23 protein-coding genes are annotated in these 24,799 nt (G+C 29.4%); 2 read left to right on the plus strand and 21 right to left on the minus strand.

Translation table 11 applies throughout. The features are described 5' to 3' along the window. Positions 1 to 115: 115 nt before the first annotated feature. Positions 116 to 1,087 carry a complement regulator-acquiring protein gene (locus bvRMA01_RS04715; protein ID WP_247032516.1) on the plus strand — a complete coding sequence of 324 codons (972 nt, stop codon included), beginning with the start codon at positions 116 to 118 and terminating at the stop codon, positions 1,085 to 1,087. A gap of 646 nt (positions 1,088 to 1,733) precedes the next feature. Here bvRMA01_RS04715 and bvRMA01_RS04720 read toward each other — a convergent pair. Further along, a complete protein-coding gene (locus bvRMA01_RS04720; protein WP_247032518.1) occupies positions 1,734 to 2,804 on the minus strand; it encodes a hypothetical protein in 1,071 nt (356 codons plus the stop codon). Positions 2,805 to 3,290: 486 nt separating this feature from the next. Between bvRMA01_RS04720 and bvRMA01_RS04725 the strand changes: the two genes are divergently transcribed. After that, positions 3,291 to 4,217 (plus strand): hypothetical protein, encoded by a 927-nt coding sequence (locus tag bvRMA01_RS04725; RefSeq protein WP_247032520.1) that lies wholly within the window; start codon positions 3,291 to 3,293, stop codon positions 4,215 to 4,217. Positions 4,218 to 5,044: 827 nt separating this feature from the next. Here bvRMA01_RS04725 and bvRMA01_RS04730 read toward each other — a convergent pair. The 20 genes from bvRMA01_RS04730 to bvRMA01_RS04825 form a co-directional block, all read right to left on the minus strand. Next, complete coding sequence (locus bvRMA01_RS04730; RefSeq protein ID WP_247032522.1) at positions 5,045 to 5,998, minus strand: hypothetical protein; 954 nt, start codon at positions 5,996 to 5,998, stop codon at positions 5,045 to 5,047. Between the two features lie 441 nt (positions 5,999 to 6,439). Next, positions 6,440 to 7,225, minus strand: coding sequence for a hypothetical protein (locus bvRMA01_RS04735; protein WP_247032524.1), 786 nt, complete (start codon positions 7,223 to 7,225; stop codon positions 6,440 to 6,442). A 468-nt stretch (positions 7,226 to 7,693) separates the two neighbouring features. Next, positions 7,694 to 8,239, minus strand: a complete 546-nt coding sequence (locus bvRMA01_RS04740; protein ID WP_247032526.1) for a hypothetical protein — start codon at positions 8,237 to 8,239, stop codon at positions 7,694 to 7,696. A 232-nt stretch (positions 8,240 to 8,471) separates the two neighbouring features. Then, positions 8,472 to 9,314 carry a hypothetical protein gene (locus tag bvRMA01_RS04745; protein ID WP_247032528.1) on the minus strand — a complete coding sequence of 281 codons (843 nt, stop codon included), beginning with the start codon at positions 9,312 to 9,314 and terminating at the stop codon, positions 8,472 to 8,474. Positions 9,315 to 9,662: 348 nt separating this feature from the next. Further along, positions 9,663 to 10,481: a CRASP family complement regulator-acquiring lipoprotein gene (locus bvRMA01_RS04750; protein ID WP_247032529.1), complete on the minus strand. Its 819-nt coding sequence runs from the start codon at positions 10,479 to 10,481 to the stop codon at positions 9,663 to 9,665. Between the two features lie 163 nt (positions 10,482 to 10,644). After that, on the minus strand, positions 10,645 to 11,544 hold the full coding sequence (locus tag bvRMA01_RS04755) for a collagen-like protein (protein ID WP_247032640.1): 900 nt from the start codon (positions 11,542 to 11,544) through the stop codon (positions 10,645 to 10,647). 244 nt (positions 11,545 to 11,788) lie between these two features. Next, positions 11,789 to 12,583, minus strand: coding sequence for a collagen-like triple helix repeat-containing protein (locus tag bvRMA01_RS04760; protein ID WP_247032530.1), 795 nt, complete (start codon positions 12,581 to 12,583; stop codon positions 11,789 to 11,791). 40 nt (positions 12,584 to 12,623) lie between these two features. After that, positions 12,624 to 13,406 carry a hypothetical protein gene (locus bvRMA01_RS04765; RefSeq protein WP_247032531.1) on the minus strand — a complete coding sequence of 261 codons (783 nt, stop codon included), beginning with the start codon at positions 13,404 to 13,406 and terminating at the stop codon, positions 12,624 to 12,626. 40 nt (positions 13,407 to 13,446) lie between these two features. Next, a complete protein-coding gene (locus bvRMA01_RS04770) occupies positions 13,447 to 14,289 on the minus strand; it encodes a hypothetical protein (RefSeq protein WP_247032533.1) in 843 nt (280 codons plus the stop codon). Between the two features lie 330 nt (positions 14,290 to 14,619). Beyond that, on the minus strand, positions 14,620 to 15,261 hold the full coding sequence (locus bvRMA01_RS04775) for a hypothetical protein (RefSeq protein WP_247032536.1): 642 nt from the start codon (positions 15,259 to 15,261) through the stop codon (positions 14,620 to 14,622). After that, positions 15,233 to 15,481, minus strand: coding sequence for a hypothetical protein (locus tag bvRMA01_RS04780; protein ID WP_247032538.1), 249 nt, complete (start codon positions 15,479 to 15,481; stop codon positions 15,233 to 15,235). Before bvRMA01_RS04780 ends, bvRMA01_RS04775 begins: the two co-directional genes overlap by 29 nt. Positions 15,482 to 15,786: 305 nt before the next feature. Then, positions 15,787 to 16,833, minus strand: a complete 1,047-nt coding sequence (locus bvRMA01_RS04785) for a hypothetical protein (protein WP_247032540.1) — start codon at positions 16,831 to 16,833, stop codon at positions 15,787 to 15,789. Positions 16,834 to 17,083: 250 nt separating this feature from the next. After that, entirely contained in the window at positions 17,084 to 18,067 is a 984-nt protein-coding gene (locus bvRMA01_RS04790; RefSeq protein WP_247032542.1) for a hypothetical protein, read from the minus strand. Between the two features lie 387 nt (positions 18,068 to 18,454). Beyond that, positions 18,455 to 19,204, minus strand: coding sequence for a hypothetical protein (locus bvRMA01_RS04795; RefSeq protein ID WP_247032544.1), 750 nt, complete (start codon positions 19,202 to 19,204; stop codon positions 18,455 to 18,457). A gap of 364 nt (positions 19,205 to 19,568) precedes the next feature. Continuing rightward, on the minus strand, positions 19,569 to 20,381 hold the full coding sequence (locus tag bvRMA01_RS04800; RefSeq protein ID WP_247032546.1) for a hypothetical protein: 813 nt from the start codon (positions 20,379 to 20,381) through the stop codon (positions 19,569 to 19,571). Positions 20,382 to 20,435: 54 nt separating this feature from the next. Next, positions 20,436 to 21,242, minus strand: coding sequence for a hypothetical protein (locus bvRMA01_RS04805; protein WP_247032548.1), 807 nt, complete (start codon positions 21,240 to 21,242; stop codon positions 20,436 to 20,438). A gap of 248 nt (positions 21,243 to 21,490) precedes the next feature. Then, positions 21,491 to 22,111, minus strand: a complete 621-nt coding sequence (locus tag bvRMA01_RS04810) for a virulence associated lipoprotein (protein ID WP_247032550.1) — start codon at positions 22,109 to 22,111, stop codon at positions 21,491 to 21,493. A gap of 167 nt (positions 22,112 to 22,278) precedes the next feature. Continuing rightward, positions 22,279 to 22,878, minus strand: coding sequence for a hypothetical protein (locus bvRMA01_RS04815; RefSeq protein ID WP_020282274.1), 600 nt, complete (start codon positions 22,876 to 22,878; stop codon positions 22,279 to 22,281). Positions 22,879 to 23,097: 219 nt separating this feature from the next. Next, entirely contained in the window at positions 23,098 to 23,706 is a 609-nt protein-coding gene (locus bvRMA01_RS04820; protein ID WP_247032552.1) for a hypothetical protein, read from the minus strand. A gap of 243 nt (positions 23,707 to 23,949) precedes the next feature. Next, on the minus strand, positions 23,950 to 24,693 hold the full coding sequence (locus bvRMA01_RS04825; protein WP_247032553.1) for a hypothetical protein: 744 nt from the start codon (positions 24,691 to 24,693) through the stop codon (positions 23,950 to 23,952). Positions 24,694 to 24,799: the final 106 nt, after the last annotated feature.

The following is a 24,799-nucleotide window of genomic DNA, read 5'->3' on the forward strand; positions in this document are numbered from 1 at the left end:
ATTTTAATATTTTTATAATTATATTGGTTTTTAAATTATATGATATACAATTTTATATAAGAATCATTATTAATTAATGATCATATTAATATAATATTAAGGAAGAAGAATTTCTATGAGAAACAATATTTTAAATAACACTTTTATTACATTTGCTTTAATAGCATTTATACTAGTCGGTTGTAACCCAAATGGAACCCTTGCAAAGGTAAAATCTCACACAAACTCTAAAGCAAATACAAATCAAAGTGATGATACAAAAAAATCAATGAACATAACGTTCAGCCCACAAATACCTAATAACAATGCTCAATTAGCAGCAAAAAAAGGCGATGACAAACCATCAGAATTCAACCTAAATAAAGAACATGCTCAAGACAATCTAAAAGAAGCTCAGGGCTTAGAATTAAAAGAAAATAAAGAACAAAAACATGCACAAAAAAATACAAAAGAAGATAAAGACATAAAGTCAAAAGAAGATAACGAAAAAGCAACCCTAATAGCTGAGATAATAAAAAAAGTTCAAACCAGTATAGCTTTAATAAATAGATATAAAAATAATATTGAAGATGACGATCAATATGGAATGAAATTGGGAGTGTTTAGATTCTTAAATAACGAAGAAAATAAAAAACCAATAAATTCTGCTGAAAATACACACATAAGAAAGCAATTTTACTTATCCTTAGAATGGAAAAAAGACACACTTAAAAAGTTTGGAACAATCATAAAAAATAACGACAACGATTTGGCAAAAATAATCTTATTAACAGGAATAAACTATGCTCATGGATATTTTGAATGGATAATTGATACAATATACGACAAAAAAGATAATCTTCAGACTTTAAAACTTCAAAAATTAAAAAAAATTAAAAAGAACCTTGATACAATTTATGAATTAAAACAAAAATGGGAAGATACTATTGATAAAATCATTGCTGAGTATGAAGCTAATACTAATGACATGCAAACTAACAATCAAAAATTAATAAATCATATAAACTCTAAATATGGCTCAACATTTAGGACTGAAATTCCTAACATTCAAGTATTAGCTCAAAATATCACAAAGATTTTAAAATAAGACGTTACAAATAACTCAAACCTTAGAGAGGAATTTTTTCCTCTCTTTTTTATTTTAGATAAAATACCAAATTAAGAAATAAAAATGATTAAACTTCCTACAAGTTAAATATCTTCCTTCCAATCTAATTGACAAACTGATTTATTTTTAGGTCTATAAGAAAAGAAACAATCATCATAAACAATATCCAAAATAATATACTAAAATTTTTCATAAAAATCGCTCTTTTTTTAAGCTTTTCTACTATACAAATAATAATTAATCTTATATAATACATATTACATTATGATACTTATTACACATTTCATTAAATATAATTTAAAGGTGGTAAAATTTTTGTTTCGTCCATTCATAACAAACAATATTTAAATATCAGCTTGGGCATCCCAAGCTGATAGGTGGCTTAGCCTTCTTAGCCAAATCTTTATTACATCTTTCTAATATATTAATAATACTATTGATAAAATTACTTACCAAAAATACAATAATAAAAACATATTCTTTTTTAAATACTGCCCTTTAAAAAAGGAGGCCCGATACAAGCCTAAATGAAATAAACCCTTTAATTTTTAAATTTATATCACATAATAATCCATGATACTCGCACTCTAGAAAGTTTAAATTATTACACCTAAATTCACCCAATTTATAAAGAACTAATTAAATGTCCAATGTCTTGTGACAGTTTGAATAAAGAGTCAATTGCCAACCTTATATTCCCCTTTGGCTCAGTAATTTCCTTCAATGAATCTAACATTCTCTCTTTGTTAGCTCTATATGCATGTGCAAAATACAATTTTCTCTGAATGTTATAAATCACGTCTTTCCTTATATCAATAAACTTCTCTAATTTAAGGTCAATTTCAGAAATTTTGTCTGCAGAATCACAATTGTTAATTAAATCTAATTTTTTTTCATTGAAATTCATACTTAAATTGTAAGAAGAATACTCTGAAACATCACGCAACTGGTATAATACACCCACCATAACACTCGTTTCACTACCATCGTATCTAGGATCACGATGATCAATTGACAAATCTAAATTTTTAAATATACTTTTCAAAGTCAGAACATCTCTAATATTATTTTCCAATGTTAGATAAATCTTATTTTTTGTATGCGGCTGATTAAAATCCTGTAGTCCCTCAGAGATATTTTGGTCACCAAATAAAGAGGTTGTTGGATCAAATCCTGCGTGCACAAACACAAATTCATCTACCATAGAATTAAGAGTATCTCTATAATTTTTTAGTCTAATAGTGAATATTTTATAAGCCAAATCTCTGGCTGCTTGTTCACCATTACCTTGTTCACCATTACCTTGTTCACCATTACCTTGTTCACCATTACCTTGTTCACCATTACCTTGTTCACCATTACCTTGTTCACCATTACCTTGTTCACCATTACCTTGTTCACCATTACCTTGTTCACCATTACCTTGTTCACCGGCTCCTTTGTTTTGCTTATTAACATCAACCTCAACATTACCTACTCTCAGTGCTTTTAAAATATCTGTTCCTGAATTTTCTCTAATCTCTCTAGTCAATAAAGAACGCGATACATCTAATTTATCTATAGCACCATTTACTGGATTTTTTGGGGAAATTGCCTTACTTACATGTTTCTTCCCTTTGTTCAATAATCCTTGGTCACATCCCAACATTATACTTATAATACTAATTAAAAAAATTAATAAATTAATTTTTTTCACTACACTTCTCCTTATATATTAAAATAATTTATAAATCAATCTTCGATTAATATAATTAATAAATCAAATTACAGTTAAATCAATTTATAAACTAATTTATTATTAAAAAAATTGATAAAATCACTTATTTTAAATTAAAATTATGCCGTTTTGAAGATATACACAAATTAATGATGAAACATTTGAAATTAATATACACATTTGGTGATGCATAAATTAACATTTATAACTTCATTGGTACTCTTTTATTTACAAATTACTACTTTTCAAATAAGAAAGCATAACTTAAAAAGAATCTCATGTTAAGTTAAAATCCAAAGTATCGTGGTCGAGTGTGCTTTAAGTTGTTGTGGGATACTTAAGTTACAAGTTTAACCAATTAAATGCAATGCAATTTAAAGGTGTGTACATATGGTATGAAATTGTGTTATATATATTAGGTAATCTTGAATGATTGATAAAAGATTAAAAAAGGAGAATTATTATATGAAAAGAGTCAACGTCAGAATTTATATATTTGCAGTTGCAACTCTGTCTTGCAAACAGGGAGTCTCTCGTAATGTAATTAGTCAAGATGAGATGAGAGTAGTGTCATCAAAAACATATATTCCCACAAATCCTGATGTTCCTAAGGTTATCAAACCTTCTAAGTCAAAACAAAAAATTCTGATTCCTACAATGCCTGGGATTAAAAAACCTTTTGACTCAGATATAAAACGAGATAAAGCTTACGTTGAATTTAAGCAAATCATAAATGAATATAAAAAACAATTGGAAATTGAACTCAATAAAGTTACAGCGAATAAATCAGTCGATGACCTTATAAAATCATTATCAGAATATAATACTCAGTCTCAGTGGAACTATATTTATACTAGTCTGGAGCATGATGAAAGTGTTATTGAGAATTTAAGAGTAATACTTAATAAATTATCTAATCCCGTTGAAGAAGAGCCTGATGAAGAAAATAAGGGTTTTTTTACAAGAATATTTACTAATTTTTTCTTTTCCAAAACTAACTCTTCAGGTCCTGATGATACAGTTCCCAAATCATCAGTTGATAGAAACTTGGAATATGAAGTCCTTGTTGATGATTTATTGAGTAATTTATTTAATCTTACAGATTTGATTCATAAAATTTTAAATAAGTGGTCAGATGAGAAAAACTTAGTTAAATTTCAGTCTGCAGAAGAGCTTGCTGAAAAATCTGCTCAATTAAAGACAATAATGCAAGCACGAAACACCGCTATTTCTAAGATTAAAGCTCAAATAGCATCAGCTGCAAAAAATATAGATGATGAAGAGAAGTTGGTAAAAGAACTTGAAAAGATTACTGAGGATGGAGAAGCTAATTCTGCATTGAAAGATGTTGAAAGCTCTGCTGCAAAAGATTGGACGGTTACGAGTTATTAAGGGTTTGATCCCTTAATCAGATATAGGAATATATTTTTTAATGACATAAGTACTGTTAATGACAGTTGATATTTTTACTATAGAATCAACTATAAACCCAATCTTTACGTTTGCATTAATATTTTAAATACATCCTTAATGCCCGAGATCCATTTTGACTGAAAAATTTAGAAGACACTGTTAATTTCTTTATAACAATCCTTAAGTTAAGGATATATTCCAAGGCATGTCCTAGCTCAGCATAAACGCTATCTTTTTTGCCTGTATTAAATAATACATTACGATCCTTTTGATTTTTTTTGTATACTTGAAAACTCATCTTTATGGTAGACTGAATCATACTTTAATAAACTGCCTACTGATGGACATCCTAATATCAATAGTCCAAAAAAACATTAAAGATACATAATATACATACTCTTATCATAAAATTGTTCTTTGGTTTTTTATTTTTTAAGTGAAAGTAAAATTTGAACTTAAAAAGTTGAGCCACCACCTGATCCAGATTACTTATTTAAGAAATTTAGACCGGTATTTTTGTTAGCAACTTTCATTTTTTAATTATATAATATTAATTACATATTAATATCTATTATTATATATAAATAATTATTAATAATCACAACTAACATCATTTTAATAAGAATTTTTAATTGAAATTTAACTTTTAGATTATAATCTACCTATTTTAACTGATTACATCAATTTATATTAACATTTAATAACAAAAATATAAAAGCTCGCTAGTCCAAATACAATTGTCAGTTTGCGGACTAGCAAAAGCTCAACCTTTTATAATCACTTAAACTAAAGGTTTTAAATTTTAATTATGCACTCTTCTTCCTACGGTACCTTGAAGATGAATTTATAATGTCAAATCTCTTACTAATTAAATTGCTTAAGCCAAATAAGCTCTCATCGTTATCTAAGTCATTCTTCTTGTTAGAATAAATTTTATGATAAATAAATCCGCTCTTACGAGAAAAAATTTTCTCAAGTTCACTTCGAATTGCTTCATTATCACCCAATTTTTCTACTGCTGATGCTAACATTTGTTTAATATCTCCTATCACCTCAATTCTTCTTGCAATCAATACATCTAAACAATTCTTAAGGTATTTAATGGTTCGTAAATCACTTCTTTGCCGCAGTATATATAAATTGAAGTCACTTAAATCACCCTCATTTTCATCTACAACCGTTAAAACAAACTGAGTAGTATCTCTTAAAAAGGCCAATAAATCATCAGCACTCATTATATCTTGATCGCTGGCCTTAGATCCTGTTAATGCATTTACTATTGTTTGTAAATTAAGCACAGCATTAACATCATATCCTAGCGCAGCATAAATATTGTCCTTATCGCGACTAAAATCATTTGCAAATTGACCATGTACAAATGTAATTCGTGAATTAAAATAAGCAGAATTATTAGACCCTTGCTCAAACGCATCATAATTATCTTTAAATGATTTATTGAAAGCTACTAAAGTTTTCTTTAAAATTCCAACAGCCTCCATTATTGTCTTCGGGATTGATACTGATTGGTCTACTTCAAAATCCAAATGTAATCGATTACATACCTTTTTTACAAACACACATTTATGTTCATCTTTTTTATATTCATCCTTACGTTCATCTTTATCTGCGCCTAAGCCTTTCTTTACTACTAAAGTTGGCTTTAGAGAACTAGCTCTTGCAGCTGGGCTATCATTAGTACACTGGATCATCATTAATCCTAAGATACTTAGCATACATACATACATAGATGTTATTGTCATTAATATTCTCCTTATCATTATTTTTATGTCGTACTTTTATCTACACTTCTACACATATACATAACCAAAATATAAATCCATTAATTAAATATAACAATAAAAAATAGATATATTTATTAATAAATATATCTATAATTAAAAAATTTATTTATTATTAAATATTTTATTTCTATATTTTATATCCATCTTTCAATTGATAATACAAGAATAATTAAAGTGATATTATAATACGTAAATACAATAAAAAAGCCAGTCTACGTCTTTGAAGTAAACTTTAAAATACGTAAACTGAATCAGGTGGTGGCTCAACCTGTAATATTTATTATACTTAAACAATATAAAATTTGCAACCTAATCGAAATTAATATTAAATTAAAACTTGAAACTAAATTCAAATAACCACAAGCCTACCTAAGAAATACACAACTGATCTAAGTTCACCTACAGTATTAAATTACTAACTTTATTTTTAATACTTTCTTTTAAGTTCTTCAAATTTCTATCAATAATACAAATTTGACTGCTACATGTTTTAAATATCAAACCAATAATAGAGCCCAATGCATCTTGAATATGATTTTTATCATTAACATCGAATAATGCTGCTTGATTTATTATGTCTTTAAGTAATACTACCATTTGTTCTCTTTGTACAAGCATATTATGTACCATAGTCTCAAGTTCACTTAAACTTGCTACATCTTGAGTTTCTTTAAGTTTGGTTAAATTGTCTTTATTTAAATAACCATTATTTTCACCGATAACGCTAATAAAAGACTCCAAACTCTCATCTAAAGCCATCAATAAATCACGAGCAGTCTTCAGACCTGCAACACTAGTAGCAGTCGTAATCGTTAAATTTATTACTACTACCTTCAAGTTACTGAGAGTCTCAGGATCTCGCTTTAAACTAGCATAAACTCTGTTCTTTTTCTCTTCAACAGGCAAATCCCAAACCCTACTAAACATACTATCAAACACATCCTGATTAAATCCTTTGGGCTTAAAATTTAATGACTCTTCAAGCAATCTTAATCTTCCAAGTAATGCAGCATAAACTTGCTCTGCTGGTGTTTTAAGCTCGCATTTCTCTTGTCCCCTTACGTCTTTATTTATATCTAAGCGACAGTCTAATGGAAAGCTTTCTTCATTTTTGGTTGTCTTTTTGAATGTGCACCCTAGCACTGACACACTAAGCAAGCACATTAACATACATCTTATTTTCATGAAATGATTAATTAACATTCTCCTTGATGATCTTTTATGTACATTAAACACTACATACTACCTTTATACTATATAATATGTAATACATATTTATAATTAATATAATATAACATTATATTAATTAATAAAAATTAATCTATTTACTTAAATTTATAGGTACTCTACACCCCAACTTTATCTCTCTTAATTCTTTTGCTTTAAACAACATAACAAAAGTAAAGTCTATCCTATATACTTAAATACAAAGTAGACTTAATATTTGTAAAAACTATAAAATGAACATAAGTCCTAAGCAACAGCAAACTGCTCAACAAGTACACAATATGATCACACTTACTAGACCTATTTTTTTAACTCTTCTTTCTTTAACCTTTCCTCTTCAAGTCTCTCTTTAATTTTGAAATTAAGACGATCCTTCCGCTTCTGTTGCTCTACTAAATCATCAATTTTATCTTTAATTGTATCCTTTCAACCTAGCAAGCTATCATTACCAACCTCAATTACCTTAAAAATCTCTCCGTTCTTACCAATAATGAGATCCACCGCATCTTTAATTGATTCGACATTGTCTAGACCTGATATATCCCTTATTTTATTTTCAAATAGTTCTATCACACGATTTCTTTGTACAAACAAGTTATCTAAAGCAGACTTAATACCACTAATAATCTCTACATCCTTGATCTGCTGCAACATACCTAAATTGGCATCATTTAAAATCTGACCATCCTCTTTCACAACTTCACTAACATAGATCCCACTATCTCTTAACGATATCAATAAATCAAGAGCAGTATCCTTATAATCAGAAATACCAATACTCCTTAATGCCCTTACAATTTGCCTTATTTTCTCAATATATACAAAGTTATGCTTTAAGGCAGCATAAACACAATTTTTTAAGTAATAATCATCACTCTTAAAGTACAAAGCAAAATCATTAAACATGCTATCAAACGCAGTTTGATCAAATCCTTCAGACTTAAAATTTAATGACTCTTTAAGTAATCTCACACTCTCAAGTAATGTAGCATAAGGCGTTTGTGGTAAGTCCTATTCTCATTATATATTCTCCTTATCTGCATTATATCTCTCATTATTAGAAATACATAGAAAATGCATAGAAAGAAACTATAAATCTATGCAACAATCTATGTTAACACAATACTTCCCCAAGTATACAATAATATTGTTAATACATTACTTATTGTCCCACCAACTGCTTAATATATCATTACTATTAAACCTAATGTCCTAATTTATTAACTCGTATCCTCATTAAATCTCTCAACCCTCGCAAACCTAAAATTGGCTTACAAGTAGAAAAAATACTCTTATAAAGGAATCCATCTTCCTCAATAATCTTATCAAGATGCAAGATCAATGCTCGAATATTAGCTCGTGCTAATACTTTCATAGTGGCCAACCCTGCTGCTCCCCGTAGCATTATTTTAACTCTTTCTATCAAATTATTACGTATTGATAACATCAGATCTAAAATATACTTAAAGTCCTGCATATCTACTACATTATTACTGGCTCTAAGTGCTAATAAATTGTCTCTACTTAAAATTGAACCCTTATCATTTATAACTTCACTTATATACTCCACACTACTCTTTAAATTATCCAATAATTTCATAGCAATAGTCCAATCTACAACATGAGTACCTGCACTTGCCAAGTTATCTACCACTATTTTCAAGTTACTGAGAGCTTCAACGTCTCGATTTAAACTAGCATAAACTTTCTCCTCATATTCTCTCTCTTTTTTAACACCCTGAGAATCAACCCAAACTTGAAATATATTATCAAACTGAGATCTATTAAATTTTTCGGGTTGATAATTCAATGAAGCTTTAAGTTTATTCAAATTTTCAAGTAATGCACCATAAGCTTGCTCTGCTGGTGTATTGCTCTCTCTAGCGACTCTCCCTTCACCCATCTTTACTAAGGTTAATAAATTATTATCGTTTCTAACACCTGAATGACTCTCTCTCTCCTCTCTTACAAAATTACTACCTGCTGGACACCCTAACATTAGACTCAACAAACCTAGCACACAAATCATTATACACACTCTTTGCATTAAACAACTCCTTTTTTTTACACATACAATATATTTTAACTCAGTTTAACAATTAAACCATTATTAATTAAAAACATTAATATTTTATTGATTAATACAATTTATTATTTTGCTTTATTTGTTTTGTTACACTTAATCTTAAATTAATAATATGTTTAATTTTTTAAATTTAACCTACAATTAGCATGATAGTATCTATACCACCATACAAAATAATGAAGGAAGCTTGACATATACTTGACATATAAATAACACATTAAATAATATATTATTTATATATATAAACATTACAAATATAACATGGATTTAAGCAATGCTCATCTAAATGTGCATATATTAAAAAATATGCTACCATTGCCCCCTTAAAACTTGCAACCTTAAACTATCAACTGTATTTTCAATTTTAGTTCGTAAATCTCTCAAACTTAGTTTCATACCAGAATTAATGATCTCTTTAAGCTTACCTTGGGCACTAGTAATCGGCTCAAGTGCAAGTTGAATATTTGCATTATCACCTACCACTTTTACTGCCATCTCCAACATACCTTTCGCCATATCTATTACAATATTTCTCAATCTCAGCATTTCATCTAAATCAGACTTAAGCGAATTGAGGCCCTTTAAATTATTGCTATGTTGCAGCAAATTTAAATTAACTTTATTTAAGATTCCCTCATTTTCATCTATAATTTCCCTGATGTACATCGCACTAGCCCTTAAACGGTATAATAAACTCAAAGCACAATTCCTACTAAACTGATCGACATAAGATGTTAAAGTCTTTATCACTGTTTTTAAGTTTGTAACATATGAAACCTCATACCTTAGACTCGCATAAACATCATCCTTTGCATCACCATCAAAATCCACCTCAAACTCATTAAATATACTACTTTCAAATAGAGCCTTCATCGGCAAAAAAGCATCACGATTATCATTATAAGAAGCTTTAAGAGCAGACAAACTTATGTTTAATGCATCATAAGATGTCACTACTTGTGGATATCTTACTCTAGGTGGAGGTGGTGTAGATGGTGCTAATGATCCAATATATCCTGAAAGTCTGTGAATACCAGACACATTCATGCCAACTGAAGCTTTTTCAGTTACTGCACATCTTAACACTAAAAAACCAAATGTGCAAATTAACATGCATACTTTTTGCATTAATATTCTCCTTCCTCCTACCTATATAAAAAAACTTAAAATAAGTCTTAACATAATTATTTTATACTATAATACATCTAAATTTAGCAAATATACACACTAAGACACACAAGGTCTGTAAACCTTTGTGTCTATTGTGCGTTTGTTTTTATAAATTTATTATTTACTTAGCCTTTTTCTCAATCTCAGCTTTTAAGCCTTGTAAACTATTTATAGTATTCCCATAAACTCGTGCATAAATACTTGCACCTACATTAACAATTGGTGATAAAGCCGCTTGAACTCTGTCAATATTTTTTATACCTTTTACTGAAGTGAATATTGAATGAATCTCTTTTATTAAGTTAAATCTCAAAAAAAACATTTTATCTAGCAAAGAAACAAGATCAAGAAGAACATCTTGCTCTTTGTATAAAATAAATTGATCTAGAACATCGTTACTTAAAATTACATTTGCTCTACCCTGATCTACAACATCACCAACATAAGCTCCAATATCCCTTATAACATTCATAAGCGTCTTAGCAGCTAAAATTCTAGCACCATCAACATCAGGAACAGGAATAGAATTTAATAATTTACTTATTACAATTTCTAAGGCTTCAGCAAAATTTTGATTATAATCCATACCAGCATAAAGATTATTCTTTACAACATCATCTTCAAAACCAACAAATGTCTTATCAGCACCAAGCTGATGAGCAAATGGAATATTAACTGATCCATAATCAAATTGATACTTATTAGCAGAATATGTATTGTGAAGATTCCTGAATTTTACTTTTAGCAATCCAGCACCAACATTCCCGTCCCGACCCGGAATTCCCGGAAAACCATCTAATCCATCTCTTCCTGCTGGTCCGTGTATCCCTTGTGGACCTTGTGGGCCTTGTGGGCCTTGTGGACCTTGTGGACCTTGTGGACCTTGCATTCCGTCCTTACCATTTTTGCCTGTAACTCCTTGTGGACCTTGTGAGCCCACTGAACCAGAACATCCCACAATCATAAATAGTAAAACAATCAAAAAACATATACCACACATATCCTTAAATCTTTTTTGCATTAAATATCTCCTTTTTTACTTAGTTTTACATAATAAAAAAAATAAAAATACTATTACATCAATATAAAACTAAATATCTATTATTAATAATAATATTTAGCATCATATTAATCAATATTTTTTATTTGTACTCCAAATTAATTAACAATAATTATTCAGAATACACAAATTCAGTCATCTAAAATGGCAGTGTTTTATATATTTATAATCTTTAAATATATCTCAAACTAAAAGCTATGCTTCACTATGGTAATAATATTTGCTTGATGTTATTCACTTTCTTCTCAATTGCATCTCTTAAATTTTTCAAGCTTTCATCACCCACATAAATTTTTTTATGAATTTTGCCATCAAAGAGAACAATTGGGTCTAATTTAGATCGAACACTTGCTATATGATGTAAAATAGACAGGTTGACTAAAAACAATTTTGTTGAATCTAGCATATTTTCAATATCATCTAGAACACTTGCCCTTCTGTACAACATCTCCATTAACATAGCATTAAGTTCACTAATATCTTCTTCATTAATTTCTCTCTTCAGTTTAGCTAAATCGAAATCATTCCCTGCATCCATAATTTCTATAACCTCATGGACATACTGAGCACTATCTCTTAAAGCTAATAGCAAATCATTAACATAGCGTTTATTAGCATCACTAACAATATTCATGAATCCAGTTATAATTTGTTTTACTATCTCAATATCTGAAACTCTATACCCTAAACCAGCATAAACGTAATTTCTTTGTTTCTCCGTGACAAATTTATTATTAAATTCAGCACTGCTAAATGGAATAATCTTATCAAAATCAGCCTTTCTTGACTTAAATGTTTCATAGTTAGTATTATAGACTCTTACAAGATTTAAATAATTTGCCTTTAGTAAATCAACATCGCTTCGTCCATTGTGCCCTTTAAGTCCTTTTTGCCCAGTATGTCCTTTAGGTCCACTCAGCCCACGTGGCCCCATTGGACCAACACACGCTACAAATCCTAAAAGACTTAAAACACATATTACCATACATATTCTTTTCATTAAAAACCCCTATATATTTTTTACCTTCTTTAATACACCATTAAGACACTAATAATCGTTTTAATTCATCAATTTTATTTTCAACCGAATCTCTTAACCCCTTCAAACTTCCATTTCCAATATAAATTTTTTCATAAACTTTGCCCTGAATATTAATAATTGAATTTAGGCTACTTCTAACCTTTGCAATATCCAATTCCCTCTTAAATAACGACCTTATGTCAATTAATACCGATTGAATATCGGCTAAAACACTTTCTCTTTGTCTAAACATATCCATCACCATAGCACAAAGTTCAGAAATATGAGGTTCATCATACTTACGAAACTTAGCCAAACCAACACCGGATAAAAAGAAATCCATAAACTCATATACATATTTCGCACTGTCCCTTAAAGCCAATAACAAAAGCTTAACAGCATTATTATCAAGATTATTAGCCAAAACATTACCTGTTAATTGCGCTACGATCCGTTCTACCATACTAATATCGCTCTCATCATGCCTTAAGCTAGCGTAAACGTAATCTTTTGGCTGATCTGTATTAAATTCATCCTGAAATACACTATGTCCAAATGCAATACTATTATTAAAATTTGCTCTCTTTGAATTGAATACCTGATAGTTATAATAATAAGAAGACTTAAGAATCAATACATTTGCCTCTAGTAATTCAAAATCACCGCGCAAACCTTGGCCAATTGCACCACGTTTTCCATCAGGGCCTCTAAAACCCATAAAACCCCGTGGTCCCATTGGACCAGTACATCCCATAAACATCAAGGTGCTTAAGATGCATATTATCGTACATATCCTTTCCATTAAAAAACTCCTCTTTTTTTTTACCTTCCTTTATACACTACTATGATACTAATGACCGCTTTAATTGATTAACTTTTTCTGTAATTGCCAATAGCAAGCTTTGCAAACTCCTATTAATACTAAAATGTCCTCCATAAACTTTTTCACGCAATCTTTCCCCCGGCCTAACAATTGAACCTAATGCATCTCGCATTTGTACAGTATCAACAAAATTTGGTTTGAAAGACTGTTTTGCGTTTCTTAGTACATCGTGAATATCATCTAGCACAGACTCCCTTTGTCTAAACATCATTATTAACATAGAATTAAGTTCACTCATACCTTCTAAATCATTACTTTGCTTAAGTGTAACTAACTCCTTATCTAAAAAAGATATAATTTCCCTAATAAAACGAGCACTGTCTTTTAAAAAGCTCAACAAATACTTAGCATATTCCTTAACAATAGAATCAGAAGAATTTGTTAATGACTCTATAATCCGTTTTACTGTTTGAATATCTTCAACATTATGCTTTAGACTCGCATAAACATCATCCCTACCATTTTCTGGATTATTTAACTTAAATAAATCCTCAAATATACTATGATCAAATAGAGCCTTAGTATCAATATCGTTTTTTTGCAAATTAAATTCATTAATGTTAGCATAATATGAACGCTTAAGCTTCGACAAGCTTGTCATTAATATTGCAATATCACCTCGTCCGACTTCATCTCCAACATCTCCTCTAAGCCCTGCATTGCCTGCTAATCCCGTTATCCCTCTCGGACCCCTTTGTCCTACTATCCCAATTGACTCTCCCATCTCCATTGAAACAGTACATTCAACTATCAAAAACCCTAAGGAAATCATAACAAATATAACCACACATACTTTTGTCATCAAAAAAACTCCTATTTATTTACTTTTTCTTTGCACAACATAAAATACATAATATAAAAAGCATTCCTACACAACCACCTATATTATCTATAACAAGATTTATACCAATATAGTAAACAGTATTTATTTATACTTATTATTATATCATACTTTATTAAGTATGATTAATTAAAATTTAATATCCAGGTGTAATATAAATAAATATTTATACGTAAATGATATATTTAAAACCTGCAAAAAAATAGGGCCTACAATTGGCCCTAACTGAATTTTTATTAAATTCTCTAAATTCTCTCTTGATAACTTCTATTTGCCTTCAATTATTTGCCTTTAATTTCTCTCAACAACCCTCCCAATTTTTGAAGATAATGATATCATAGTCGAAATCTCAACCTGAAATCCTGCTCCATGCCTCCTAATCTCATCAAGCTGATCTATAACAAATTGACGATCATCACTTCCCCCTGCTAACATTATTTGATTCTTCAATTTACCTATTAATCGCTCTCTTGTCTCAATGAATTTTGTTACATCAGAATAAGTCTTAAGAATAACATCTATACCTTTCTTTTTAAGTTTATTTAAACCTTCTTTACTCAAGATCTCACTAAATACTTCTTCCGTCATTTCTGTGATTTCAAGCAACTCTTCAAACAAATTTTTAATAACAATACTATATACAGTTTCATCAACAAAAATTAAATCTAATATATCATCTAATTTATCAATAACTGCAATATCGTGTCCTAAGGCAGCAAAAACTTCATCTCTTTTATCAGAATCTTTAAGAGAACGTAAGACTGCGTCATAAAGCAGACCATACATCTCCTTATTGTCGGCAAATTCAATACGTTCATTATTAAGACTATCCTCGTATTTAGTTACTAAACTTGATAATATATCGTAAGCTTGATCCACTGTCTCTATCTTAGTCACTTCTAGGTTAGTTCTTACAGGGGGGGGGATTATCAATCATCTCTTGAACTATATGCACACCCCCCTCCCTTTTAATTGAAGGTGGTACTGGTAACTTCTTTTGCACAGGTGCAACCAATTTACTATTTGAACCTGGTTGGATCACTTCTCTTTGAGCCGCATCTATTTTTTTATTCGATTTATTAGTCACACCTTGCTTACAAACAAGAATGCTTAATATACATAACATAAATAATAAGATATTGATTCTTCTCATATAATTCTCCTTTTTCATGCCATATAACTTTTTTACCCATATGGTAAAGAAATAATAATTAACAATCTTGAATATTAATTAATATAGAGCACAACCACAGTTATACAATAATTTAAAGCTAAAAAAATTAAAATTTTATACATATTAACTTAACCTAAATAGCAATAAAAACTTCAAAAAAATAAATATTAAACCTGTATCAATGTTATTTAACCTAATTAATTATTAATTAAACACAAACTAAAAAACACTAAAATAAAAAATAAAAGGGAGGGGACCAAAAGGCCCCCCCTTTAGATCATAAATTACTTTACTAAATATGCTATGCGAGCTACCATTTCTATAATAGAATAAGATGCATGCTGAATCTCTCTAGCAGAACCGCTACTTAACCCAATAGTTTTCTTAAGCCCATCTAACATCTCTCTCTTATTTTTTGATGCCAATGATATTATTTGATACTGAATTGTCTTTACTGCCCTCTCTCTCTCTTTTATAAATTCTCCTAAAAGAGCATCAATTGTAATAATATCTTCTACACTCTTTCCCGTCCTAATTTTCTCAAGATTAGTACTATTTAAATGAATATTGACAAGCTTTCTGGTGTGATCTGAAATATTTAATAAAAGATTAAATAAATGAGCAGCTATTTTCGTATCACCATAAGTATACCAAGCAGGCTCTTTTAAATTTAAGTTACTAAATATCCTCTCCAAGTTCATAATAACTGACACATCATTCCCCATAGCAGCATAAATATCCGACTGATACTCTGCAGAAGTAAAGATTGGTGATACCTTTTTAAAGGGAATATTGAATGAATAATACCTTGGATCAAGTCTATTGCGCTCATTTACAAGCTTCGACTTATACTTTATTACTTTAGCCTCAAATTCAGCATAAACTTCTTGTGCTGTCTTTCTTGGAACTGGTGGTTGTTCTTCTACCTTAACTTCTGACTGCAATTCACCCCTTTTGCCTTCAACCCTATCATCTGCAACCTCCTCGTCTACAACTTTTTTATTCTCAATCCTATTATCTTCAACCTTTTTGTCTATGACTTCCTCAACTCCTCCTTTGTTTTCAACCTTTTCGTTTTTAATATCTTTATCTATATTTGGTGATTTTGCTGCATCTTTACTCGATGACTTACTCTTTGACTGACGTAAAACTGAAGATTGTTTCTCAGAAGATAAATTCGAATCTGCTTGGCTTAAATTTGAGTAACTCTTTAAACTATCTTCTGCTTGATACCCAAACGGAAGCTCTGTAACCACTCCACTTGCCAACTCACCCTGTTTACAAGACAGCATAACAAAGACATATAAAAATATTATACTCAACCTTTGCATAAACTTCTCCTTTTTTAAAGCTTTTACATTAATCAATATTTATTAGTAAATATAATGCAACAGAATGATATTTACATAGTAATTTAAGTAAAATACAATAAAAAATTTTGTCTTTTTTATACTTTTTGTTTTGGATAAAATTAAAAAAAATACAAATATAAAGATAAACACAAATTCAATATAAATTATTATGCAAAAAAAATGGGAGTTAAAATTAACTCCCAAATCTAATTAACAAACTAATTAGTCTTCAATTAATCAATAATTGTATATCACCTTCCAGTCTTACAATCAAATAAGATACCTTCTGAATTCCTTTAGCACCAACATCATCATTTAAACCAACAGTGCTCTTTATTGCCTCTAACAGCTCTGTCTTATCACTTTTTGAGACTAATAATCTTATTTGCTCTTGAATTACCTGTACTGCATTGGATCTCACTCTAATAAATTTCTTCAAAAAATCATCAATTTTAATAAGCTTATCTACATCATTGCTAGCCTTAATTCGATTTAAGTTACCACTACTTAAATGAACATCAATAACTTTTCTAGTGAAATAGCCAACCTGCCATATGAGCATTAATAAGTTATCAGCAAGGTTATTCTCAGAGATTGTACTATTTTTCTGTGAAAAAGGAAGTTCTCTTTGTAAATTTAACCTATTTAATACACTTTCCAAATCTCTAATAGTTTTAACATCATGTGTTAAAGCAGCATAAATATCTGCCTGTTGATCTAGAGCAGCAAATCTTGCGTTTACCTTATTAAAAGGAACATGTAATAAATGATGATTTGGATCAAATTGACTACGTGCATTGTTAAGTTGTGCTCTGTAATTAGTTACACTTCCTTCAAGCTTAGTGTACACTTCTTCTAAATCATTCTCTGGTGTATTCCCCTTAACTTCTTTTGATGTTTTTGCCAAATCCTCTTTTGGATCATTTTTTGAGATTGTTCCTACACCTTTTGCTAAATCCTCTCTTAGGGCATCTCCTGGTTTTTTTTCTGGAACTACAAAGGATTTTTTTACATCACTCTCCTCTGTCGCACCTTTCACACCTTTCAAACTTTCAGCACCCTTCTCTGTTTTGTCTGAGCCCAAGTAGGTCCTTGCAAGATTATCTAAACCCTTTATAACTGAACCTTTATCTAAGGACATTGAACTATCTTGTTCACAAGACATCACACCCAAGCAATACAACGAATAAAAAATTATACTAATCTTTTTCATATACTCCTCCTTTTTTAAACTTCACATCATATAATATTATGTATTATATGATATACGTTATAATAATATATTTATTATAACATGAATTTATACAAAAGAAAAACCTAGAAGCTGATTTAACGTCAAATTATAATAATCTTAAATGATTTGTCTAAGATAAATTATGAATTTTAAATTTATTGAATTTGAATTGCTCTTCTAGCTAGAGTTTTTTAATTCATTGCAAATACTTTATTAAATGTCTCCAAACTAGTTTATTAACCAGTCTTGAATTATCCCATACCATACTTTACACTCTATTTCAAAATAACACTATTCTTATCCCACTTAACTTACCTCGAACTTAAAAATATGCGTTGAAATACTCACTTTCAACTTAACCTAACATTAACAAAGACTCCAAATTGTGACTGCAATTGTACTCATTAAACTAACTGCTCGTCCAATCTCTCCCTCATAATCAACAATTTCCTTTATTCCTGATAACACAGCTTCTCTAGTCATTCTTGATTCTAAAAATGTTATCTGTAATTTAACTTTAGAAACACAATCTTTGCTTATATTAATAAATTCTTCTAAATTGGTATTAATTTCATTAATCTTTGATTCATTCTTGGTAGCTCGAATTTGAGATAAGTTTTCATCACTTAAATAATAATTTACAACGGTTCTGATATAATCCGTAATACTATTTAAAATTACCAATAAATTATGAGCAATACTTGCATCAGTATTGATGAAATAGGGACCGTTGAAATCCAATTTACTAAGTACCCTTCCTAATTGTTTAATAACATCAGCATCATACCCCAGCCCAGCATAAACTTTATCTTGTTTATCTGAAGCAATAAAATCTGGTGAGATTTTTTTGAAAGGAATATTCAATAAAAGCTTACCTAAATCAAAATGATTGTGTGCATCTTTAAGCTCCTCTTTGTAAGAACCTACTCTTGTCTTTAATGCATAGTAAGCTCTATCTTTGGAACTTATATTAAAACTTATATTAAACGATTGTTGTGCACATTCATTATTACTTGAGTGACCTCTTACACTCAATGATTGTTCAACTGATTTGTCCTTTGCAATTCCTTCTAGATTGTAAGAAATCACACCCATAACTAAACTGGATTCTTTCATATACTCCTCCTTATTATAGTCTGTATACTGTATAATATTGCATATTATATAATAAGTAATATATATTTATAATAAATAAATATATCAATAATTTAATTTATCCAAAATTTCAATAATAATTTAATGAAAAATCATAATTTTAATTGCAACAAAACTTGAATAAACTTTCCCTAAAGCCCTTTTATTACGCATAAATGCTCAATAATTCAATATCTATTTATACTAAATATATTTTAATACCTAATACTATATAATATAATTACATTTATACAATAAGATCTTATGGTAATAAGATACCTAAAGATTACTTAAAAAATTAAAGTGTCAAAAAGCAAATTAAAGACTCAAAAAAAATCACAGTAATTTAATTCTTAATCAAACACAAAACTATATCTACTTTTCTTTTCATACTGACATAAAGTAAATTAATAGTGTCTCGACTAATCGAAGGACTTAACTCAACAAGATCTCCATGCCTAAGGCCATCGCCTTGGCCAACAATATCATTAGTCAGTCTCTCGAAAACAAAATCCCTATTAGCATCCTTCACTGCAATTTTGATTAACGCTATTGAAAGTTGTTTTATAAACTGCCTCCTATAATTCATAGCCTCACCTAAATGAAAATTAATTTTAGTAAGCTCTTCAGCTGTCTTACTAACCTTAAGCCGCTCTAAGGTTGCCTCATCTAAATTATCATTTAGAAGCGTCTTAAACAATCTTGCACTATCTGATATATACTCTAATAATTGGGAAGTCTGCAATAAATCTTGATTAATAATATTAACGTCCAAGTTCAATGTATACAATATTAACTCCAAGCTATCAATAGCAATAGGATTATAATTTAAACCTTCATAAATGAAATCTGCATTCTTATAGACTGGAAATATTTGTGCTATAGGAAATTTAAATACAAGCTTATAATCTAAACCTTGAAATGTTCTATTATTAAGAAACTCTTTATATTCATTTACCATTTTGTAAAGTTTATAAAAAGCTACATGTCTGGAATCAACCTCTATCTGTTCTACTGGTCTTAAAATCATTTTTTGATCACATGGACCTACATTTTTTTTCAAATTGCTGTCCACTTTGTCAAATCCTGAGCTATCCGGGTCCCCTTGCTCACAAGCCAGTAGGACAAATATATACAATACCATACCAACTTTTTTCATAATATTTCTCCTCTTAAATACATAAATTTACCTATGAATAGAATAATAATAAAATTAAGGCATAACTTTTGTAATCTGAGTAATTAAATTTTGAATATCTCTTACCAAACTACTAATATCGCTAATTTTGCTCTTAATTTTGCCATCATTAACAATCTTTTTAAGCTCAGCTTCCATTAATTGTCTATTATCTCTTACTACTTCTGCCCCACTTATAACCTTTCTAAAATCTCTAATTAACTCATCTCTTGCTTGCATAAACGAAAATAGCCAAGAAGTAATCTGAGAAATACTCTCTATTGTTGCTATACTGCTAGTCCTAACTTCATTTAATTTTTCATCACTCAAGCTATTCTCTAAAAGGAAAGTATAATATGAAACCTGTTCTAAATTAAATAACAACATAGCAGCAATGGCTATATCTCTATCTCCGTTATCGGAACCTGGTTTAAGGTTTAATTCAGCAAGTATGTTCTTTAATGCTTGCATAAGTTTAAGATCACATCCTAAAGCTATATAAATGCTATAACTCTTACTATCCTTCTTAGATATACCATAATCTGTTATACCATAGGCTGATAATTGCTGGACAATAGAATTGCTAAAAGCATCAATTACAAAAGGTATACCGGTTGTATTACTGAAATATTCATATACAAGCTGATTTCTAAAATACTCTACTAATGACTTTAAATCATTATAAGCTTTACTTGTCGTATCTTGTAAAAATGGTACCAACATAGATATTGAAAAAGGTTCTTCGACTCTTTTACCTTTCATTAACACTGTGGCACTCCTACCATAAGCAGTACATCCCAACACTAAACCCATCATGCACAATATCATACTAAACCTTTTCATACTCATACAAATTCTCCTCTTAATTATCATTTTCACATATATATAACATACATAATATCCATATTACTACATAACATACAGCATATAATAATACTCATTATATACACCTTAAATTCTCTTAAATAAAAGATTTTCTCTTATATCTCTTATATACTAATTAATCACTATTCTTTATCTACAAAATATAAACCTTTACCTTCAAAGTACTTACTTGCACTTATAAAAACTAAAATAAAAATCATCCTCTCTTAAACAATAATCATATCAAGCTCAACCCATGCTATAATATCAAACAAAAGACCATGAATATTGCGGAGCATACTATTAAGCATCACATACTGGTTAGCAAGAATACCCCCATTTAACGCCTTTACCACATCCTTTGCACTAGTTTTTGATGCAGCTGATAATATAACAGACTTAAGTTGAGGTACTAAACCTTTTACCATCTCTATAAACTGAACTAAACACTGAGTAATTATATTAAGGTCATCTACATCTCTAAACTTAAGCATCTCTAATTTTGATTCATTTAAAACATCCTCAAAAAAAATCTGAATTGAACGGGCAATATGCATTAAACCGTTTAATAAACTAGTAACAGTTCTTGTATCTCTATCACCTAGATGTTTGAAGTTCAACTTAGCAAATACTTGACCTAAGCTACAAATAACCTCAACATCATACCCCAATGCCTTATAAACTTCCCCCACATCTGATGGATAATAAACTTCACTTAATACTCCACTTAAATTAATATTCAATTGCCCTTCCTTGAGAACAAATGCAACACGTTTATTTTCAAGTTCTCCTTTGAACTCCACCAATACTTTATTAAGTACACCAAAAACTGTATTTACTTCATTCATCTGTCTCCCTTTTTCTACATATACTTCTACATATACAATTGTGTAACATGTAAATATCAATTAATATATATCTTTATTATCTATATTTAATCTGCATTATAATATAAACTCTTAACACAAAATTTATTTGAATAAATAATAAAACAATAATGCTTTCCTACAAATCATTATAAAAGATCAACTAACTCTATGATATCAAATAAAAGATAATGAATATTGCGCATCCCCTTATTAAGCCTAGCATCCGAATTAGAGATAACTCTATTTAACTCATTTAATATATCATCTTCATTGGTTTTTGATGCAGCTGATAATATAACAGACTTAAGTTGAGGTACTAAACCTTTTACCATCTCTATAAACTGAACTAAATACTGAGTAATTATATTAAGGTATTTTGCATCTCTAGACTTAAGCATTTCTAATTTTAATCCATTTAAAACATCCTCAAAAAGAGTCTGAATTGAATGCGCAATATGCATTAACCCGTTTAATAAATTAGTAACAACCCTTGTATCTCTATCACCTAGATGTTTGAAGTTCAACTTAGCAAACACTTGACCTAAGCTACGAATAACCTCAACATCATACCCTAATGCCTCATAAACTTCCCCAATATCTGATGGATAATAAACCTCATTTAATGCTCCCTTGAAATAAACATTCAACTCTTTGGGAGAAAATGCAACTCGTTCATTTTCAAGTTCTTCTTTAAATCTTATCAGTACATTAGTAAGGCTCTCAAAAGCTGTATCTACTTCATTCATACATTTCTCCTTTTTCCTACACATACCATCTACTATTTTGTCGCGTTCACATCTTTATTATTTTTTATTATTGTTTATAATTAAATATATAACATAATATATTACATAATTAATATTAAAAACAAAAACAACAAATAATTAACATTATTTATTTTAAAAATATTACCCCTTATGAAAATTCTCTCTTACTTAAAAAAAATAACAATTTCCTGCAATTTATTATAAAAGATCAACTAACTCCATGATATCAAATAAAAGATAATGAATACTACGCATTCCCCTATTAAGCTTTGCATCTGAACTAGAGATAACTTTATTTAACTCATTTAATATATCGTCTTCATTAGTCTTTGATGAAGCCGATAATATAATAGCCTTAACCCGAGACATCAAATCTTTTACCATCTCTATAAACTGAACTAGATACTGAATAATTTTCTCAAAGTCACCTACATCTCTAGACTTAAGCATCTCTAATTTTGTTTGATTTAAAACATCTTTAAAGAGTGTCTGAATTGAATATGCAACACGCATTAACCCGTTTAAAAAATTAGTAACAACCCTTGTATCTCTATCGCTTACATGTCTGAAATTTAACTTATCAAATATTGTACCTAATTTGCCCATGATTTCAAAATCATATCCCAACATCGTATAAATTTTGTCCCGATCTGACTGATAATAAACGATATTTTCTAATGTTCCCTTGAAATCAATATTTAATTGAGCCTCTTTGGAAATAAATGCAGCCCGTTCATTTTCAAGCTCTTCTCTAAACTCGATTAATATCCTTCGAAGATTATTAAAAACTTGATCTTTTTCGGCCATATATTTCTCCTTTTTTTTACACACACCATTTATAACTAGTCTATTACTAGAATGTATATATTATATAATATAATTAACATTTATTACTTTAATCTTAAAAAGATAATTTCACTCTCAGAATTAGCATAAATTTAAATTACTAAATAACCAAAATTCATTAAAAAAATGACAATATCCAAAATAAAAAGACAAAAAATAGACTTTTTTCTACTTTAAAGAAACACAAATCACTCTAAATACTATTTAACTATCCCATTTAAATGTATCTTTCAGTTTAAATTCAATTTTAAACACATTGTCTACAAGCCTAACTAAAATTTCTTTTGAAAGATCTCCTTGCTCGTCACTAAGCGTCTTTAAATAATCTATCATAGCCGATTTATCACCTCGCTTTGCTGCTGCTGTTTTTATTACTCTTCTAATTTTAGACATCACATCGTCCCTTCCTTGAATAAACTGATCTAGATAAGAAGTAATCTCATCAAGCAAATCAACAAGACCTAACTCAAGAAGAAAACTGTTCCTAATTCTAGCCAAGTTTCTCTTGCTTAAATGCTTATGGAACAATGCAATTGCTAAATTTGTAACACTAGTTAAATGATTTAAAATACTAACAGCAATAGCAATATCATTAGAATTGCTCCTGTTTTTCAAATCTAACGTATCGAATACTTCTCTCAATCGCTCAATAACTTTAAAATCATTCCCTAGTGTAGTAATGATGCTACGCTTGGTAGAATCTTCTTCAGCTAGTAATAATACAGAAGAATAAGTTTGATCTTTAAATAATAAAACACTATCCAGATGAACTGACTCAAGTTCAGCTACAAGTTTGCTCCTGTAAGTATCGACTTTACTCTTGAATTTACTGTAAGCCCGATGCGCTTTCGGACCCAAGAATGATTCACAACCTGATGTACACGACACACACATCATTAAAAATAAACTTAAAACACTAATTACCCATACCACACTAAGTCTCTTCATATACATACTCTCCTTTTTTCACCTATACAGCATTTGTATATCTTTTTTATGAACTTACTGCTGCCACTAATATAATTTTATACTCAATTATAAACTAAAGCTAATA

The organism is Borrelia venezuelensis (genome assembly GCF_023035835.1).
Classification (GTDB): Bacteria; Spirochaetota; Spirochaetia; order Borreliales; family Borreliaceae; genus Borrelia; species Borrelia turicatae.

Coding starts and splice junctions, on each gene's coding strand:
- bvRMA01_RS04715 (WP_247032516.1), top strand. CDS start 116: ATGAGAAACAATATTTTAAATAACACTTTTATTACATTTGCTTTAATA.
- bvRMA01_RS04725 (WP_247032520.1), top strand. CDS start 3,291: ATGAAAAGAGTCAACGTCAGAATTTATATATTTGCAGTTGCAACTCTG.
- bvRMA01_RS04730 (WP_247032522.1), bottom strand. CDS start 5,998: ATGACAATAACATCTATGTATGTATGTATGCTAAGTATCTTAGGATTA.
- bvRMA01_RS04735 (WP_247032524.1), bottom strand. CDS start 7,225: ATGAAAATAAGATGTATGTTAATGTGCTTGCTTAGTGTGTCAGTGCTA.
- bvRMA01_RS04745 (WP_247032528.1), bottom strand. CDS start 9,314: ATGCAAAGAGTGTGTATAATGATTTGTGTGCTAGGTTTGTTGAGTCTA.
- bvRMA01_RS04750 (WP_247032529.1), bottom strand. CDS start 10,481: ATGCAAAAAGTATGCATGTTAATTTGCACATTTGGTTTTTTAGTGTTA.
- bvRMA01_RS04755 (WP_247032640.1), bottom strand. CDS start 11,544: ATGCAAAAAAGATTTAAGGATATGTGTGGTATATGTTTTTTGATTGTT.
- bvRMA01_RS04760 (WP_247032530.1), bottom strand. CDS start 12,583: ATGAAAAGAATATGTATGGTAATATGTGTTTTAAGTCTTTTAGGATTT.
- bvRMA01_RS04765 (WP_247032531.1), bottom strand. CDS start 13,406: ATGGAAAGGATATGTACGATAATATGCATCTTAAGCACCTTGATGTTT.
- bvRMA01_RS04770 (WP_247032533.1), bottom strand. CDS start 14,289: ATGACAAAAGTATGTGTGGTTATATTTGTTATGATTTCCTTAGGGTTT.
- bvRMA01_RS04780 (WP_247032538.1), bottom strand. CDS start 15,481: ATGAGAAGAATCAATATCTTATTATTTATGTTATGTATATTAAGCATT.
- bvRMA01_RS04785 (WP_247032540.1), bottom strand. CDS start 16,833: ATGCAAAGGTTGAGTATAATATTTTTATATGTCTTTGTTATGCTGTCT.
- bvRMA01_RS04790 (WP_247032542.1), bottom strand. CDS start 18,067: ATGAAAAAGATTAGTATAATTTTTTATTCGTTGTATTGCTTGGGTGTG.
- bvRMA01_RS04795 (WP_247032544.1), bottom strand. CDS start 19,204: ATGAAAGAATCCAGTTTAGTTATGGGTGTGATTTCTTACAATCTAGAA.
- bvRMA01_RS04800 (WP_247032546.1), bottom strand. CDS start 20,381: ATGAAAAAAGTTGGTATGGTATTGTATATATTTGTCCTACTGGCTTGT.
- bvRMA01_RS04805 (WP_247032548.1), bottom strand. CDS start 21,242: ATGAAAAGGTTTAGTATGATATTGTGCATGATGGGTTTAGTGTTGGGA.
- bvRMA01_RS04810 (WP_247032550.1), bottom strand. CDS start 22,111: ATGAATGAAGTAAATACAGTTTTTGGTGTACTTAATAAAGTATTGGTG.
- bvRMA01_RS04815 (WP_020282274.1), bottom strand. CDS start 22,878: ATGAATGAAGTAGATACAGCTTTTGAGAGCCTTACTAATGTACTGATA.
- bvRMA01_RS04820 (WP_247032552.1), bottom strand. CDS start 23,706: ATGGCCGAAAAAGATCAAGTTTTTAATAATCTTCGAAGGATATTAATC.
- bvRMA01_RS04825 (WP_247032553.1), bottom strand. CDS start 24,693: ATGAAGAGACTTAGTGTGGTATGGGTAATTAGTGTTTTAAGTTTATTT.